Raw genomic sequence first — 13,580 nt, forward strand, 5'->3', positions numbered from 1 at the left:
AAGGAGAAAGGCGCAGGGAGATTAGTCCGCTGCGCCTTTCTGCGATAATATCGATCAGTAGTGTTGTACTACCTGGTGTTCTTTATGAAACTACTCCCATTCGATGGTAGCAGGTGGTTTGGAGCTGATATCGTAAACCACGCGGTTGATACCTTTTACCCGGTTGATGATGTCGTTAGACATTTTAGCCAGGAATTCATAAGGCAGATGTGCCCAGTCGGCGGTCATACCATCGACAGAGGTAACGGCTCTTAAAGCTACGGTGAATTCATAGGTACGTTCATCGCCCATAACACCTACACTCTGTACAGGGAGGAGGATGGTACCTGCCTGCCATACTTTGTCGTAGAGGCCGGCTTCGCGCAGTCCTTCAACGTAGATAGCGTCTGCTTCCTGGAGCATAGCCACTTTTTCGGGGGTGATGGCACCGAGGATACGGATAGCCAGACCTGGTCCGGGGAAAGGATGGCGTCCGAGGAAGACTTCGCTGATACCTATTTCGCGGCCTACACGGCGTACTTCGTCTTTAAAGAGGAAACGCAGTGGCTCAACCAGCTGCATATTCATTTTTTCGGGCAGTCCGCCTACGTTGTGGTGTGATTTGATCGTCACGGAAGGTCCGTTAACAGATACAGATTCAATCACGTCAGGGTAGATGGTACCTTGTCCGAGGAAAGCGATATCTGTCAGCTGTGCAGCTTCATGCTGAAATACTTCGATGAAGAGGCGGCCGATGATCTTGCGTTTTTTCTCCGGATCGCTCACATCGTTGAGCTGGCCGTAGAAGAGGTCTTTTGCATTAACGCCTTTTACGTTGAGACCCATATGTTTGTAAGACTCCAGTACTGTTTCGTATTCATTTTTACGCAACAGCCCGTTGTCAACGAAGATACAGAAGAGATTTTTGCCGATGGCTTTGTGGACCAGTTCGGCAGCTACGGTAGAGTCTACGCCACCGCTCAGTGCCATTACCACTCTTTTATCGCCTACTTGTGCCTTGATTTTTTCCACAGTTTCCTGTACAAAAGCAGCCGGGGTCCAGTCCTGCTGGCAGTTGCAGATATGTACGAGGAAGTTGCGGATGATCTGTTTACCTTCCAGGGAGTGGGTCACTTCCGGGTGGAACTGTAAGCCGAAGATAGGATTGGCGGCCAGCGTGGTGCTTTTGAAGGCTGCTACCGGGATGTTTTCGGTAGTCGCGATCACCTGGAAGCTCTCAGGGATACGTTTGATGGTATCAGAGTGGCTCATCCATACCTGGCTGTGGGTGGAGATGTCGTATAATAATTTTTCCTCTTTGTCATTGTGCTCCATAAAGGCACGGCCGTATTCGCGGATATTGCTTTTGGCCACTTCGCCACCGAAGTTTTTAGCCATCAGCTGGGCGCCGTAGCAGATACCCAGTACCGGTACTTTCGCGGCAATGGCAGCGATATCCAGTGTAGGGGCTTTCTCATCGTTTACAGAGAAAGGACTGCCGGACAGGATAACGCCTTTGATGGAATCGTCCCAGGCGATGGGCTGGAGACAAGGTTTGATTTCGCAATAAACATTCAGTTCCCGGATGCTGCGCGCGATCAGCTGTGTATATTGGGAACCGAAATCGAGGATAAGTATCTTTTCTGTCATGGTCGTGCAAAGATAAAGCCCTTCCTTCAATTTCGGATTCCCGAAAATAGAAAATAGGAAATCTAGTTGTATCTTTCTTTTTATAATCTAAACTTATGCAAACCAAAATTACCCTGTCCTGTATGGCACTTGTCGTGTCCATCACGAGTTTTTTTAGTGCCTGTAATGTGATTGGCCAACATGTAAAAGGAAGTGGCAATGTTATCAAAGAAGAAAGAAAAGTGCCCTCATTCCACAAAATCAAAGTAGAAGGCAGTATGAACGTATACCTGGCTCAGGGGCCGGAAAAAAATGCGGTCATAGAAGCAGAAGACAATATAGCCCCGCTGGTGGAGCTGATAGATGATGGAGGAAGGCTGAAGGTGCGTTTCCGCAATAATGTGAACATCAGTACACGGAAAGGCGTAAACGTATACCTGACCACTCCGGAAGTAGACGACATCTCACTGGCCGGTGCGGGTGACCTGAAGCTGATGGACAAGTTTAACAGTAAAGAAGACATGAAGATCAGCCTGTCCGGTTCCGGTAACGTGAAAGGGACCATTAATGCCCCGGCAGTAAAGGCTTCCATTGCTGGTTCCGGCAATATGTACCTGGAAGGTGAAACCCGTACCGTGAATATTTCCATTGCTGGTAGCGGCGATTATGTAGGCGACGGTCTGTTGTCTGAAGAAGCTAAAATCAGTATAGCCGGCAGCGGTGATGCTAATGTGCACGCCAGTATGAAATTGGATGCAAAGATTGCTGGTTCGGGTGATGTGAAATACAAGGGCAATCCTTCTATATCCAGTTCTGTGGCGGGTTCTGGCTCTGTGCGGAAGATCTAGAAAATGAAAATTTGCAAATTTTTAACATTTCAATTATCATATTAAGAACGCTTTTGCAGTTATTTACATTGGTTTTGAAAAAAATCTAAAGTCCTTTGGTCCAGATACTGCCGCAGCATCACAAGCCGGCTGAGGCAGTATCTGGCTGGGGCACAAGCCAACTTTAACACCTCCACACCTCCCATATCTCCGGAATGCATACTGTCAAATTATCATTAAATGACATAAATAATAACTCCTTTTTTGTATGTTTACAGTTTGAATTGTTGAACTCCTATTCCTTTTATGAACGAAAGACCGAAGGTCCTGGTAGTATATTATACTCAGACAGGCCAATTAAAAAGGATCATTGATCATGTGTTGGCACCACTGGCAGACAGTGTAGACATTACATACGAAGAATTGGTTCCGGTAACACCGTTTCCTTTTCCATGGGGCAAACAACAGTTTTACGATACAATGCCGGAAACTGTACAGGGAACGCCGCGTGGTATCAGGCCGTTAGAAGTGGATGTGAATGCACATTTCGACCTGGTATTGCTGGCATATCAGCCCTGGTTTCTGTCTCCTTCCCAGCCTACAGCCGCTTTCCTGCAAAGTGAAGCTGCTGCCCGCCTGTTGAAAGGCAAGCCGGTAATCACGCTGCTGGGCAGTCGTAACATGTGGCTCAACGCCCAGGAAAAGGTAAAAGGATACCTCCATCAGGCAGGAGCCAGACTGGTAGGTAATATTGTGCTGGTAGACAAGTCACCCAACCTGATTTCACTGATCACCATTCTTCGCTGGGCTTTCAAAGGAAAAAAAGAAGCGACCCGCTTTCTGCCACAGGCGGGTGTACAGGAAAATGAGATCCTCACTTCCAGGCGTTTTGCAGCACCTATTTCCCAGGCATTGAACAATAAAAAATGGGAAGAGCTGCATCCACAGCTGATGTCACTGGACGCGGTAGAGTTATTGCCTAATCTTGTGCTGCTGGAAAATAATGGTATCAGCGCTTTCCGCTTCTGGGCAAAGTTCATCAGTGCCAAAGGAGGACCAGGAGCCGCTGCCCGCCAGGGAAGGGTAATGATGTACAGATTGCTGCTGCTGGCGGGAATCTTTGTATTAACCCCCATTACACTGATATCTTCCCTGATCAAACTCAATCTCAAAAGGAATGAGCTGGAACAGGAGGTGGAATACTATAAAAGTATTCGTTTACGCTAACTTCATGATTTACCGTATAACCGGTAGCTTTGCAGGAAATGAGTAGTGGCGTGATAATTGTAATTCGGATTAGAATTCTATATTTACGTCCTCTTAAAATGTATATAAATCAAAACATGTTTATAACCGCAGGAAGGCTGGCATTAAGCGCTCGTCACTATGGGTATTGCATGCAGCCTTAAAAGACGAATTATTTTCAAATGAAGGAAGTTTATATTACCAGGCTATCTAAATTTTTACCCAACAAGCCTGTTGAAAATGATGAAATGGAGAGCATCCTCGGAATGGTAGACGGAAAAGCTTCCCGTGCACGGTTAAAGATTTTGGGCAACAACAAAATCAAAACCCGCTATTATTCTCTGGACAAAGAAGGCAACTCCACCCATTCCAACGCAGAGATGACCGCAACAGCGGTGAATGCATTGTTTGATGAAAAATACCCCATCAGCAATTTACAATTACTGGCCTGCGGTACTACCTCTCCGGACCAGCTGCTGCCTAACCATGCTGCTATGGTACACGGTCTGCTGAAATGCCAGCCGGTAGAACTGATTGCTGCCACCGGCGCCTGCGCCGCGGGTATGCAGGCTTTTAAATATGCGTGGATGTCTATCCGTTGTGGTAACACCTCCAACGCTGTAAGTACCGGTTCTGAGAAATTTTCTGCCTGGATGCTGGCACAGAAGTTCCAGCCAGAAGCAGAAAACCTGAAGAGCCTGGACGAGAATCCGATCATCGCTTTCGAAAAAGACTTCCTTCGCTGGATGTTGTCTGATGGTGCCAGTGCGGCGCTGTTCCAGGACAAGCCTAATGAAGAAGGCCTGTCGCTGCGTGTAGACTGGGTAGAGATCCTGTCTTATGCCAACGATCTGGAAACCTGTATGTATGCCGGCGCTATCAAAAATACCGATGGCAGCACCAAAGGCTGGATCGATATGACACCGGAAGAATGGGCACAGCACAGCGTTTTCTCCTTCAAACAGGATACCCGCCTCCTCGGCAAAAATATAGTGCCTTCCGGCGCACAGATGTGGAAAGAACTGGTAGAACGTCACAACATCAACCTGGATGAGGTAGATTTCTTCCTGCCACACTTATCTTCCGAATTTTTCCGGTTAAAGATTGATGAGGAAATCACCCGCCTCGGCGTTCCTATTCCGCTGGAGAAATGGTTTACCAACCTGGCGAATGTAGGTAACGTAGGTACGGCATCTCCTTACCTGATGCTGGAAGAACTGATGAACACCGGCCGTTTCAAAAAAGGACAGAAGGTGATCATGATGGTGCCTGAAAGTGCCCGGTTCTCCTATGCTTATGCGCAAATCACCGTTGTATAAGGATAACTTCTAAAACACTGCACTCATGAAAAAAGACGAAGTGCCACAGGATGGCGATAACCTCCATGAAGGCACATTCAAACAGATTATGTATGCGGTAGATAACTCCGGTAGTTATGTACAGGTGCAAAGTGCAGGATGGGAGCCGGAAAACATCGCCCTGTCACAGGCCTGGGATGAAGTAAACGAAAAGGTAGCGGCCGCCAAAGTGTTGGTGCAATCCGGTGAAATCAGCCCTGTTGCTTATTACATGGAGAAATGCCTGATGGATCTGGCCTTGCTGGCCAACTACGTAGGGAAGTTCCAGTGGCAGGTAAAAAGGCATATGAAACCGGCCGTGTTCCGGCGCCTCAGCGACAAGATGCTGCAACGTTACGCAGATGCATTTAAGATCAGTAAAGAAGATTTACTGCATATAAAATAATATTATCACAGCAGTCGCAAAGTTGCAAAGCAGCAAAGGAAACATATTGGACACTCTTTGCTGCTTTGCAACTTTGCGATTTTCTGTGAACATCCAACAATTATGAACAACCATCAATTCCGTCATAGGCAGACTGCACACTGTGAAAGTGGCGTTATCTCCAACCTGTTGGGACATTACGGTTTACAGATCAGTGAGCCAATGGCCTTTGGCATCGGTGCCGGTATCTTTTTTGGCCACCTTCCTTTTGTGAAAGTAAACGGGGTGCCCGGCACTACTTACCGCATATGGCCGGGAGCTATCTTTCAGCGGGTATGTAAGCGCCTGGGCGTAAAAATGGAATTGGCTAAATTCTCCACACCGGAAAAGGGTATGGCCGCACTGGACAGGGTAATTGACACAGGAACACCAGTAGGACTGCTTTCCAGTGTTTATTATCTGCCTTACTTTCCTCCTTCCTATCGTTTTCACTTCAATGCCCACAACATGGTGGTGTATGGCAAACGGGAAGGCCAGTACCTGGTGAGTGATCCGGTGATGGACACCGTAACGGAAATTGATCCTGCAAGTCTGGCTCAGGCCCGCTTTGCCAAAGGATTTCCTGCCCCTAAGGGAAAAATGTACTATCCTGTACATGTTCCTGATAAAGCTTCTTTCGAAAAACCTATCAAAGACGGGATAGAACAAACCTGTCATTATATGCTGAAGATACCTTTACCGATGTTCGGTGTGAAGGGTATCCGTTTTCTGGCCAAGCGGGTAAAGGATTACCCGGAAAAAGCAGGCGAACGTAAAGCTGGCCTTTATCTGGGCAATGTTATCCGGATGCAGGAGGAGATTGGTACCGGTGGTGCCGGTTTCCGTTTCGTATATGCGGCTTTTCTGCAGGAAGCGGCCGTATTGCTCAACAAACAGGAGCTGAGCCAACTGGCCGGTGAACTTACGAAGGTCGGTGACCTTTGGCGTAACTTTGCTTTCTCCGCCGGAAGGGTATGTAAGAGCAGATCTGCTGATAATGTGTCTTACCGGGATCTGAGCGAAATGTTGTTACAATGTGCAGCAGCAGAAGAGACATTTTTCAGGAAACTGGCGCAGGTGAGATTTTAATTGTGTGAAATGGCCAGCATATCAGTAAAAGAATTAATCAAAACATACGCGGGAGCAGCAGAACCAACGCTGAAAGGGCTTTCGTTTGCCTTTCCCGAAAAGAAGATAGGTGGGCTGCTGGGTCCTAATGGTGCCGGCAAAACCACCACGATCTCTATTTTGTGCGGACTGGTAAAAGCCGATGGTGGTGAGGTAATGATCCATGGCTTGTCACAGGATAATGCCAATCGGGAACAAATCAAAAGGATCATTGGTATTGTACCGCAGCAGATTGCATTGTTTCCGCAGCTTTCGGCGGTGGAAAACCTGACTTACTTTGGTAACCTTTATGGCTATAAGGGTCAGTCGCTACAGAAAAAGATCATGCGGCATCTGGAGGTTTTTGGCCTCGAAAAAAGTGCCCATAAGGAAATATATAAATATTCAGGCGGGATGAAACGCAGAGCCAATATCATTGCTGCCATCCTGCATGAGCCTGATTTGCTGATACTGGATGAACCTACTGCAGGGGTGGATGTACAATCGCGCAGCATGATCCTGGAGTTTCTGCGGACCTACAACGAACAGGGTGCCAGTATCCTGTACACTTCACACCTGCTGGAAGAGGCACAGTCGCTCTGCCACGAGGTGGTGATTATGGACGAAGGCAAAATGATACTTCAGGGAGAACCTGCTTCATTGATAGCAGCGACGCCCGATTGCCGCAACCTGGAAGATGTGTTTTTGCATTGTACCGGACATGCCTTGCGGGATTAATAAAAAGACAAAAAGCTATGCTTAGATTACTGGCTACCATAAGAAAAGAATGGCAGCTGTTGTTGCGCGATAAAATGGGACTTACGCTCCTGTTTGTGATGCCGCTGGTGCTGATCACCGTGATGGCATTGATACAGGACGCGCCCTTCAAAGACTATCAGGATGTAAAGTTTGATATACTGACAGTAGATAATGATCACGGACGCCTGGGAAAATATATCCGGGAAGGGCTGGCATCCGGCGGCCAGTTCAACGTCATCGATTCTCTGGATGGAAAAGTGGTGACGGCAGAACAGGCAAGAGAACTGGTCAACAACGGCCGCTATAAAATCAGTATCGTAGTGCCGGCAGGAGCTACCGGAGCGATCGTGAGTAATGCCAACCGCATCGTAAACGATATCACACAACGGATGGGCATGAGCGTTTCACTGCCGGTAAAGAAAGGTGCCGACTCACTCAACGTGGTCATTTATTTCGACCCTGCTGCCAAAAAAGCTTTTAAAGGCGCTATCCACCAGGTATTGGACAACTTCCTGACCCAGGTGGAGACAGATATGCTGCTGGACCGCATCAAACAACAGCTGCATAACAAGGATGTACAGGCTACACCGGAAGATACACTGCCTATCCGCCTGCAGGCCGTCGGTTTGAAAGAACGGGCCACGGGCACGGGCAAACAGCTGGATGTAGTGTCTAATTCCGTACAGCACAATGTACCGGCCTGGAGCATTTTTGCCATGTTTTTTATCGTCATTCCGATAGCTGGTAATATGATCCGGGAAAGGGAAGATGGCAGTCTTTTAAGGATGAAGCTGATACCAGGTTCCTATCTGTCTATTCTGGCCGGAAAAATGACGTTTTTTATAGGCATTTGTATACTGCAGTTTTATCTGATGATGCTGGTAGGCATTTATCTGATGCCATTGCTGAATCTGCCCAGGCTGGTGATGGGACATGCGCAGGGCGCCACTTTGCTGGTAGCCGCGGGGATAGGGCTGGCAGCTACCTGTTATGGTATACTGATCGGCACGCTTTTCAAAACACCTAATCAGGCCCTTAACTTCGGCGCCATCTCTATTGTAATCCTGTCTGCCATCGGCGGAATATGGATACCACTGGAAGTGATGCCAGGCAATATGCAGGCCTTGGGGCATCTGTCGCCACTCAGCTGGGGACTGGAAGCTATCAATGATATTTACCTTCGCAACGGTGGTATTGGTTATGTGTGGAAAAACGTATTACTGCTGGTGCTCACCGGATTGGTGATGCTGGCTGTAGCCGGATATGTGGAAAAACGAAGAATGAACTAATAAATATTTTCAAAACAATAGTATTTTTACCCCCCACATGGGCCATCTCCTGTTGGGTACAACAGGTGATAAACCTACAACATTATGGAAGAATTAAAAAGCAAACTCAAAGCGCAGATCATTGAAGCATTAAATCTGCAGGATACAAAACCAGAAGATATCGAGGATAACGCCCCTTTATTTGGTGAAGGGCTTGGTCTCGACAGTATTGACTCCCTCGAGCTGATGGTATTGCTGGAAAGACAATATCAGATTAAAGTAGAAGATCCTCGCGAAGGACGTAAAATCCTGCAGTCTGTGCAGTCTATGGCTGAATTTATCCAATCCAGGCAGCGGGCCTAAGTAAACAGCTGATATGGCGGAAAGAGTGTTTATAACAGGGATGGGAATGATCACCGCCATAGGTGATAGTGTAGCTGAAAACCTGGAACAATTGCGGCAACAACGCAGTGGATTGGGTTTTACCAGTTATATTGATACCATTTACAGGCAAGTGCTGCCGGTAGCGGAAGTAAAACATACCAACGAATCACTGGCAACGCTTGCCGGTACCACACCCTGCGAAGGATTAACCCGTACCACCCTGCTGGGAATGGCGGCCATGAAGGAAGCATTACAGCAGGCAGGTATCAGCGATGTACAATCTGCTCCTACAGGTTTTATCAATGCCAGCACTGTAGGCGGTATGTGCGACACCGAAAAGGTATACTTTGATATCATCAACCCCGAAAAAGACGGGACTTTTCTACAATACATTGATACCCTGGACTGTGCCGACTGTACCCAACGTATAGCCGACGCCGTAGGTTTCTGTGAGCATATTGCCACCATCAGTACTGCCTGTTCCTCCTCTGCGAACGCATTGATGTTTGGCGCCCGCATGATCAAACAGGGCATGCTGCCCAGGGTGATATGTGGTGGCACTGAAGCGCTCACCCGCTTTACCTTAAACGGGTTCAACTCGCTGAAAAACGTAGATAAGCAGTTCTGCCGGCCTTTTGACCAGCAGCGCACGGGGCTTAACCTGGGCGAAGGCGCTGCCTATCTGGTGCTGGAAGGAGAATCTTTTGCCAGGGCCAATAACAGCAGGATACTCGCGGAACTGACCGGCTACTGCAATACCAACGAAGCATTTCATCCTACCTCTCCCTCCCCGGACGGTGACGGAGCTTACGAAGCGATGAAAGCTGCGCTGGCTATGAGTGGCAGATCAGCAGATGCAGTAGATTATATCAATGTGCATGGTACCGCCACGCTTAACAACGACGTGTCGGAAGGAAAAGCGCTGGAGCGGCTGTTTGGCAGTAAGGTGCCGCTGTTCAGCTCCACCAAACCCTTTACCGGGCATACGCTGGCGGCAGCAGGTGCTATTGAAGCTATCTTCGCTGTGCTGGCCATACAAAACGGGTTGATATTCCCGAATCTCAACTTCTCGGAAAAAATGGAAGAGCTTAACATCACTCCGGTAACACGGCTGATAGAAGGCGTTTCTGTTAATAATGTTATTTCAAATTCATTCGGCTTCGGAGGCAACAACGCTTCCCTGGTGATCAGCAAATATGAAGGTTAAGTGTTACATACAAGGAATGGCGGCCATTTCCCCGCAACAGACTTTTAACGGGGATATTTTTTCGGCGCCGCTGGTGCATACAGACAGTAACCTGCTTCCCTGTATTGAACCTGATTACAAGCCGTTTATCCCGGGTAACAGCCTGCGTCGGATGACGCGTGTGCTGAAGATGGGGCTTACTACCGCCCTGCAATGTGTGCGGGACAGCGGACTGGATACCGTAGGCCCTATTGTAACAGGCACCGGTAAAGGCAGTCTTCAGGATACCGAAAAATTTATCCGCGAGATAGAGCAGTATAAGGAAACAGCGCTCAATCCCACCCCTTTTATCCAGTCTACTTACAACTCTGTCAATGGCCTGGTGGCGTTGCAACTGAATGCTACTGCCTATAACAATACCTTTGTGCATCGTGGTTTTTCTTTTGAAACCGCATTGCTCGACAGTGTGATGTTGCTGGCAGAAGGAGCTTCCAATACGCTCACTGGTGCTTTTGAAGAAATGACTGCTGAACATTTTTATATCAAAAGCCGGATTGGTTTCTGGAAACAGGCACCCACTGATAGTCGCAGCCTGTATGAACAACAGTCTCCCGGCAGTGTTGCCGGAGAAGGGGCCGTTTTCTTCTCCCTGACAGCAGCGCCAACAGACAAGAGCTATGCGGCAATAACAGGTCTTAAGCTGCTCTATAAACCTACCGATGAAAAGCTGGCCAATACCCTGGCTACTTTTGCGGAAGGTGCCGATCTGATATTGACCGGCAGAAACGGAGACAGCCGTTATGAGCATTATTACCAGCAAGCCGACCGCCTGAACATTCCTCAGCTGCCCTTCAAACATCTCTGCGGAGAATATGATACAGCCGGCGCTTTTGGTATGTGGCTGGGCGCGAATATCCTGCGTTCACAGCAGGTTCCTGCCCAGTGGTTTCCCATGCTGGAAAAGATACCTGCTACCATCAACCGCATTTTACTCTACAATCATTTTTATGGCGAACAGCACGTGATGATCGTGCTGGAAAGGGTTTAACATAACGAATTTATATTGCAAAAAACCGTTATTTAAATTGGTCAGTCACTGTCTGACCAATTTAAATAACGGTTTTTTATATAGTGAATTGGTCAGGCAGTGTCTGACCAATCCGGAATTTTATAAAATTCTATACACTGGATACCGCATGTATTCCGGTTCTGCGTAGGGAGAGTTTTTATAGATGAAGTTCAGTTGTGCGCTGGCATTGTTGGCAAAAGAGGTGTCGGTGGCCTTTCTCTTGTCCAGCATGGTTTGCAGCTCAGGATGTGTTTTCAGGTATTCGGCACCGGTATCTTCAAAAACATAGGGTGAATAACCTTCTTTCTGTCCGAGTATAGCGTCAAAGAAGTTCCATGCGAAGTAGGAGTCGCCGGCGCTGGGTTCCAGTGTTTCCATGAGGAAGCGGTTGGCCGTTTGATTCATGGGAATATAGTAATCACCGCTGCGGAAGTGGATGGAATCGCGGCTACCAGAGACTTTGATGTCGGTATGCAGGTAATGTTTTTCAAAAGGTTTGGGATAGGTTTTGAAGTCTGCGATATGATATACTTCCACGTAGATGGTGGTATCCTTTTGCAGGCGTTGCATATTGACTTTATTGTTTTTCAGCAGATCGATGACTGCCCACCATCCCTGGGGGATGATGTAGGCTTTGGGTTTATCCACATAATTTTCCGCGTTGGCGTAGTTATAGAATTTCACCTGTTTTTCATAGGGCCTGCTGCGATCGTAGTAGAGGCGGGGCAGCCCGGAAATGTTGCTGGGCTTGTGTCCGGAGGCGAAGCCTTTAAAAGTGATGAGGCTGTACTTGTTCATATCGAACTTCCAGGAAAGCGGGAAGCTTTTTTGGGAGATGGTGGTTTGTTTGGCCTGGTCGCGTAGTTGTTTGATGGTAGCGCTGTGTTCGCTGGTGAACTGAATAAATGCCTGCATCAGGGCGTAGGTGGCTTTAACCCGTTGTGGATAAGGTTTGAGCATATGTGTTTCCGGAACGAAGCCGAAGGTATGGAAGAGGGTGGTATATCCGGAGGAGTAGCGGGGCAGGTCGGAGAATTCGACCCAGCCGCTGTCGGGTGTTTCGTCGAAGTGGTTGACATAGGGAACGAGGTCATACCCTTTGGCTTTCATGAGCTGGTAGAGGCCTGGTTCAAAGGTATTGTGGAGGAAATCGCCCATGGGGCCACCGAGTTTATTGTACTGGGTAGATAGCAGGGTGATGATATGTTGGTAGTCGGCGCCGTTACTGACGTGGTTGTCGATAAAAACGTCCGGGTCTGTGAGGTGGTATATCTGCTGGAAGGTTCGGGCATTGCGGGAATCGGCCTTGATGAAGTCGCGGTTGAGGTCCAGGTTTTGGGCGTTGCCTCTGGATCCGAAGGCATCGGGGCCGTTCTGGTCTACCCGGTAGAATGCGGAGCGGTTGAGCATGCCACCGATATTATAGACAGGGATGACGGCGAGGACGATATTATCGGGGAGAACGGCTTTGCCTTGGGCAAGGTCACGGAGCATCATCATGGAGGCATCGATACCGTCGGGCTCGCCGGGATGTATGCCATTGTTAATCAGTATGATGCGTTTATTCTTTTTATGCAGACTGTTGAAGTCGAAATCCCGGGAGGGGGAGTAGGTGATCAGATGGAGGGGGAATCCGGCGTCTGTGGAGCCTATGGTGGTCATTTTGAGCTGCGGGTACCGGGCGGAGAGTTGCTGGTAGTAGCGGATTACTTCGGTGTAGGTGGCTGTTTCCCGGCCATTGGTTTTTTCGAACCGGGTGGTGAAATCCTGGGCTTGTGTAGCCATAGTCAGCATAAGTACTATGACTGTGAATAACTTACTCATGAGAAGAAATAAGGTTATGAAAGTGACAGGAAAAACAAAAAGCCCTTCCTTTGTGAGGAAGAGCTATAAATATTTGTTACTGAAAAGATTAAGCTAAAGCAGCTACTTTTTTAGCCAGCTTGCTTTTCAGATTTGCAGCTTTGTTCTTGTGGATAACGTTACGTTTAGCCAGTTTGTCAATCATAGATGCCACATCAGACAGTTCTTTTTCTGCTGCCGCTTTCTCAGTTATCGCCTTCAGATCACGGATGGCATTACGGGTAGTTTTGCCGTAGTAACGGTTACGCTCATTGCGTTTTCTGCTTTGACGTACGTCTTTTTTCGTTGCTTTATGATTTGCCATTTTTCAAATTTCAAGTTTCGGAGGGCAAAGGTAAGTATATTCCAAATACCAAACAAACAAAAAGTAAGTTTTCCATCCGGGTATAAAAGTAATGGATAAAATCATCTTTACAATCAAAGGAAATCATATGATATTTTCTCATTTTTTCCATCCTCTGTATTGAAAAACGAGCGATATTTGCAATCCCATATATTAATAT

13 protein-coding genes are annotated in these 13,580 nt (G+C 47.7%); 10 read left to right on the top strand and 3 right to left on the bottom strand.

Going from position 1 to position 13,580, the window contains the following annotated elements:
* Window positions 1–90 precede the first annotated feature (90 nt).
* Window positions 91–1,629, bottom strand: coding sequence for a glutamine-hydrolyzing GMP synthase (gene guaA, locus KD145_RS24375; RefSeq protein WP_212002441.1), 1,539 nt, complete (start codon window positions 1,627–1,629; stop codon window positions 91–93).
* A gap of 95 nt (window positions 1,630–1,724) precedes the next feature.
* On the opposite strand from guaA, the gene KD145_RS24380 reads away from it, so the two are divergent.
* The 10 genes from KD145_RS24380 (at window position 1,725) to KD145_RS24425 (ending at window position 11,193) form a co-directional block, all read left to right on the top strand.
* Complete coding sequence (locus KD145_RS24380) at window positions 1,725–2,456, top strand: head GIN domain-containing protein (RefSeq protein WP_212002442.1); 732 nt, start codon at window positions 1,725–1,727, stop codon at window positions 2,454–2,456.
* A 285-nt stretch (window positions 2,457–2,741) separates the two neighbouring features.
* Entirely contained in the window at window positions 2,742–3,662 is a 921-nt protein-coding gene (locus tag KD145_RS24385) for a hypothetical protein (RefSeq protein WP_212002443.1), read from the top strand.
* Between the two features lie 200 nt (window positions 3,663–3,862).
* Window positions 3,863–4,999, top strand: a complete 1,137-nt coding sequence (locus KD145_RS24390) for a beta-ketoacyl-ACP synthase III (protein WP_212002444.1) — start codon at window positions 3,863–3,865, stop codon at window positions 4,997–4,999.
* Between the two features lie 25 nt (window positions 5,000–5,024).
* Complete coding sequence (locus KD145_RS24395; protein WP_212002445.1) at window positions 5,025–5,423, top strand: hypothetical protein; 399 nt, start codon at window positions 5,025–5,027, stop codon at window positions 5,421–5,423.
* Window positions 5,424–5,525: 102 nt separating this feature from the next.
* Window positions 5,526–6,530, top strand: a complete 1,005-nt coding sequence (locus KD145_RS24400) for a BtrH N-terminal domain-containing protein (RefSeq protein ID WP_212002446.1) — start codon at window positions 5,526–5,528, stop codon at window positions 6,528–6,530.
* 9 nt (window positions 6,531–6,539) lie between these two features.
* The gene (locus KD145_RS24405; RefSeq protein ID WP_249219549.1) at window positions 6,540–7,286 is read left to right on the top strand and encodes an ABC transporter ATP-binding protein; all 747 of its coding nucleotides are present in this window, start codon (window positions 6,540–6,542) and stop codon (window positions 7,284–7,286) included.
* Between the two features lie 17 nt (window positions 7,287–7,303).
* A complete protein-coding gene (locus KD145_RS24410; protein WP_212002447.1) occupies window positions 7,304–8,596 on the top strand; it encodes an ABC transporter permease in 1,293 nt (430 codons plus the stop codon).
* A gap of 84 nt (window positions 8,597–8,680) precedes the next feature.
* The gene (locus KD145_RS24415) at window positions 8,681–8,938 is read left to right on the top strand and encodes a phosphopantetheine-binding protein (RefSeq protein ID WP_113615147.1); all 258 of its coding nucleotides are present in this window, start codon (window positions 8,681–8,683) and stop codon (window positions 8,936–8,938) included.
* A gap of 13 nt (window positions 8,939–8,951) precedes the next feature.
* Window positions 8,952–10,166: a beta-ketoacyl synthase gene (locus tag KD145_RS24420; protein ID WP_212002448.1), complete on the top strand. Its 1,215-nt coding sequence runs from the start codon at window positions 8,952–8,954 to the stop codon at window positions 10,164–10,166.
* Window positions 10,167–10,182: 16 nt separating this feature from the next.
* A complete protein-coding gene (locus KD145_RS24425; protein WP_212002449.1) occupies window positions 10,183–11,193 on the top strand; it encodes a beta-ketoacyl synthase chain length factor in 1,011 nt (336 codons plus the stop codon).
* A gap of 120 nt (window positions 11,194–11,313) precedes the next feature.
* Here KD145_RS24425 and KD145_RS24430 read toward each other — a convergent pair whose 3' ends face one another.
* Both KD145_RS24430 and rpsT read right to left on the bottom strand, forming a co-directional pair.
* Complete coding sequence (locus tag KD145_RS24430; RefSeq protein ID WP_212002450.1) at window positions 11,314–13,038, bottom strand: M14 family metallopeptidase; 1,725 nt, start codon at window positions 13,036–13,038, stop codon at window positions 11,314–11,316.
* 88 nt (window positions 13,039–13,126) lie between these two features.
* Entirely contained in the window at window positions 13,127–13,381 is a 255-nt protein-coding gene (gene rpsT / locus KD145_RS24435) for a 30S ribosomal protein S20 (protein ID WP_113615143.1), read from the bottom strand.
* Window positions 13,382–13,580 lie beyond the last annotated feature (199 nt).

Origin of the sequence: Chitinophaga sp. HK235 (assembly GCF_018255755.1) — a bacterium.
Lineage (GTDB): Bacteria > Bacteroidota > Bacteroidia > Chitinophagales > Chitinophagaceae > Chitinophaga.

What these genes read in the sequence shown, in the direction of transcription:
- KD145_RS24410 (WP_212002447.1), top strand. Translation starts at nt 7,304, where the DNA reads ATGCTTAGATTACTGGCTACCATAAGAAAAGAATGGCAGCTGTTGTTG.
- KD145_RS24420 (WP_212002448.1), top strand. Translation starts at nt 8,952, where the DNA reads ATGGCGGAAAGAGTGTTTATAACAGGGATGGGAATGATCACCGCCATA.
- KD145_RS24415 (WP_113615147.1), top strand. Translation starts at nt 8,681, where the DNA reads ATGGAAGAATTAAAAAGCAAACTCAAAGCGCAGATCATTGAAGCATTA.
- KD145_RS24380 (WP_212002442.1), top strand. Translation starts at nt 1,725, where the DNA reads ATGCAAACCAAAATTACCCTGTCCTGTATGGCACTTGTCGTGTCCATC.
- KD145_RS24400 (WP_212002446.1), top strand. Translation starts at nt 5,526, where the DNA reads ATGAACAACCATCAATTCCGTCATAGGCAGACTGCACACTGTGAAAGT.
- rpsT (WP_113615143.1), bottom strand. Translation starts at nt 13,381, where the DNA reads ATGGCAAATCATAAAGCAACGAAAAAAGACGTACGTCAAAGCAGAAAA.
- KD145_RS24425 (WP_212002449.1), top strand. Translation starts at nt 10,183, where the DNA reads ATGGCGGCCATTTCCCCGCAACAGACTTTTAACGGGGATATTTTTTCG.
- KD145_RS24390 (WP_212002444.1), top strand. Translation starts at nt 3,863, where the DNA reads ATGAAGGAAGTTTATATTACCAGGCTATCTAAATTTTTACCCAACAAG.
- guaA (WP_212002441.1), bottom strand. Translation starts at nt 1,629, where the DNA reads ATGACAGAAAAGATACTTATCCTCGATTTCGGTTCCCAATATACACAG.
- KD145_RS24395 (WP_212002445.1), top strand. Translation starts at nt 5,025, where the DNA reads ATGAAAAAAGACGAAGTGCCACAGGATGGCGATAACCTCCATGAAGGC.
- KD145_RS24385 (WP_212002443.1), top strand. Translation starts at nt 2,742, where the DNA reads ATGAACGAAAGACCGAAGGTCCTGGTAGTATATTATACTCAGACAGGC.
- KD145_RS24405 (WP_249219549.1), top strand. Translation starts at nt 6,540, where the DNA reads ATGGCCAGCATATCAGTAAAAGAATTAATCAAAACATACGCGGGAGCA.
- KD145_RS24430 (WP_212002450.1), bottom strand. Translation starts at nt 13,038, where the DNA reads ATGAGTAAGTTATTCACAGTCATAGTACTTATGCTGACTATGGCTACA.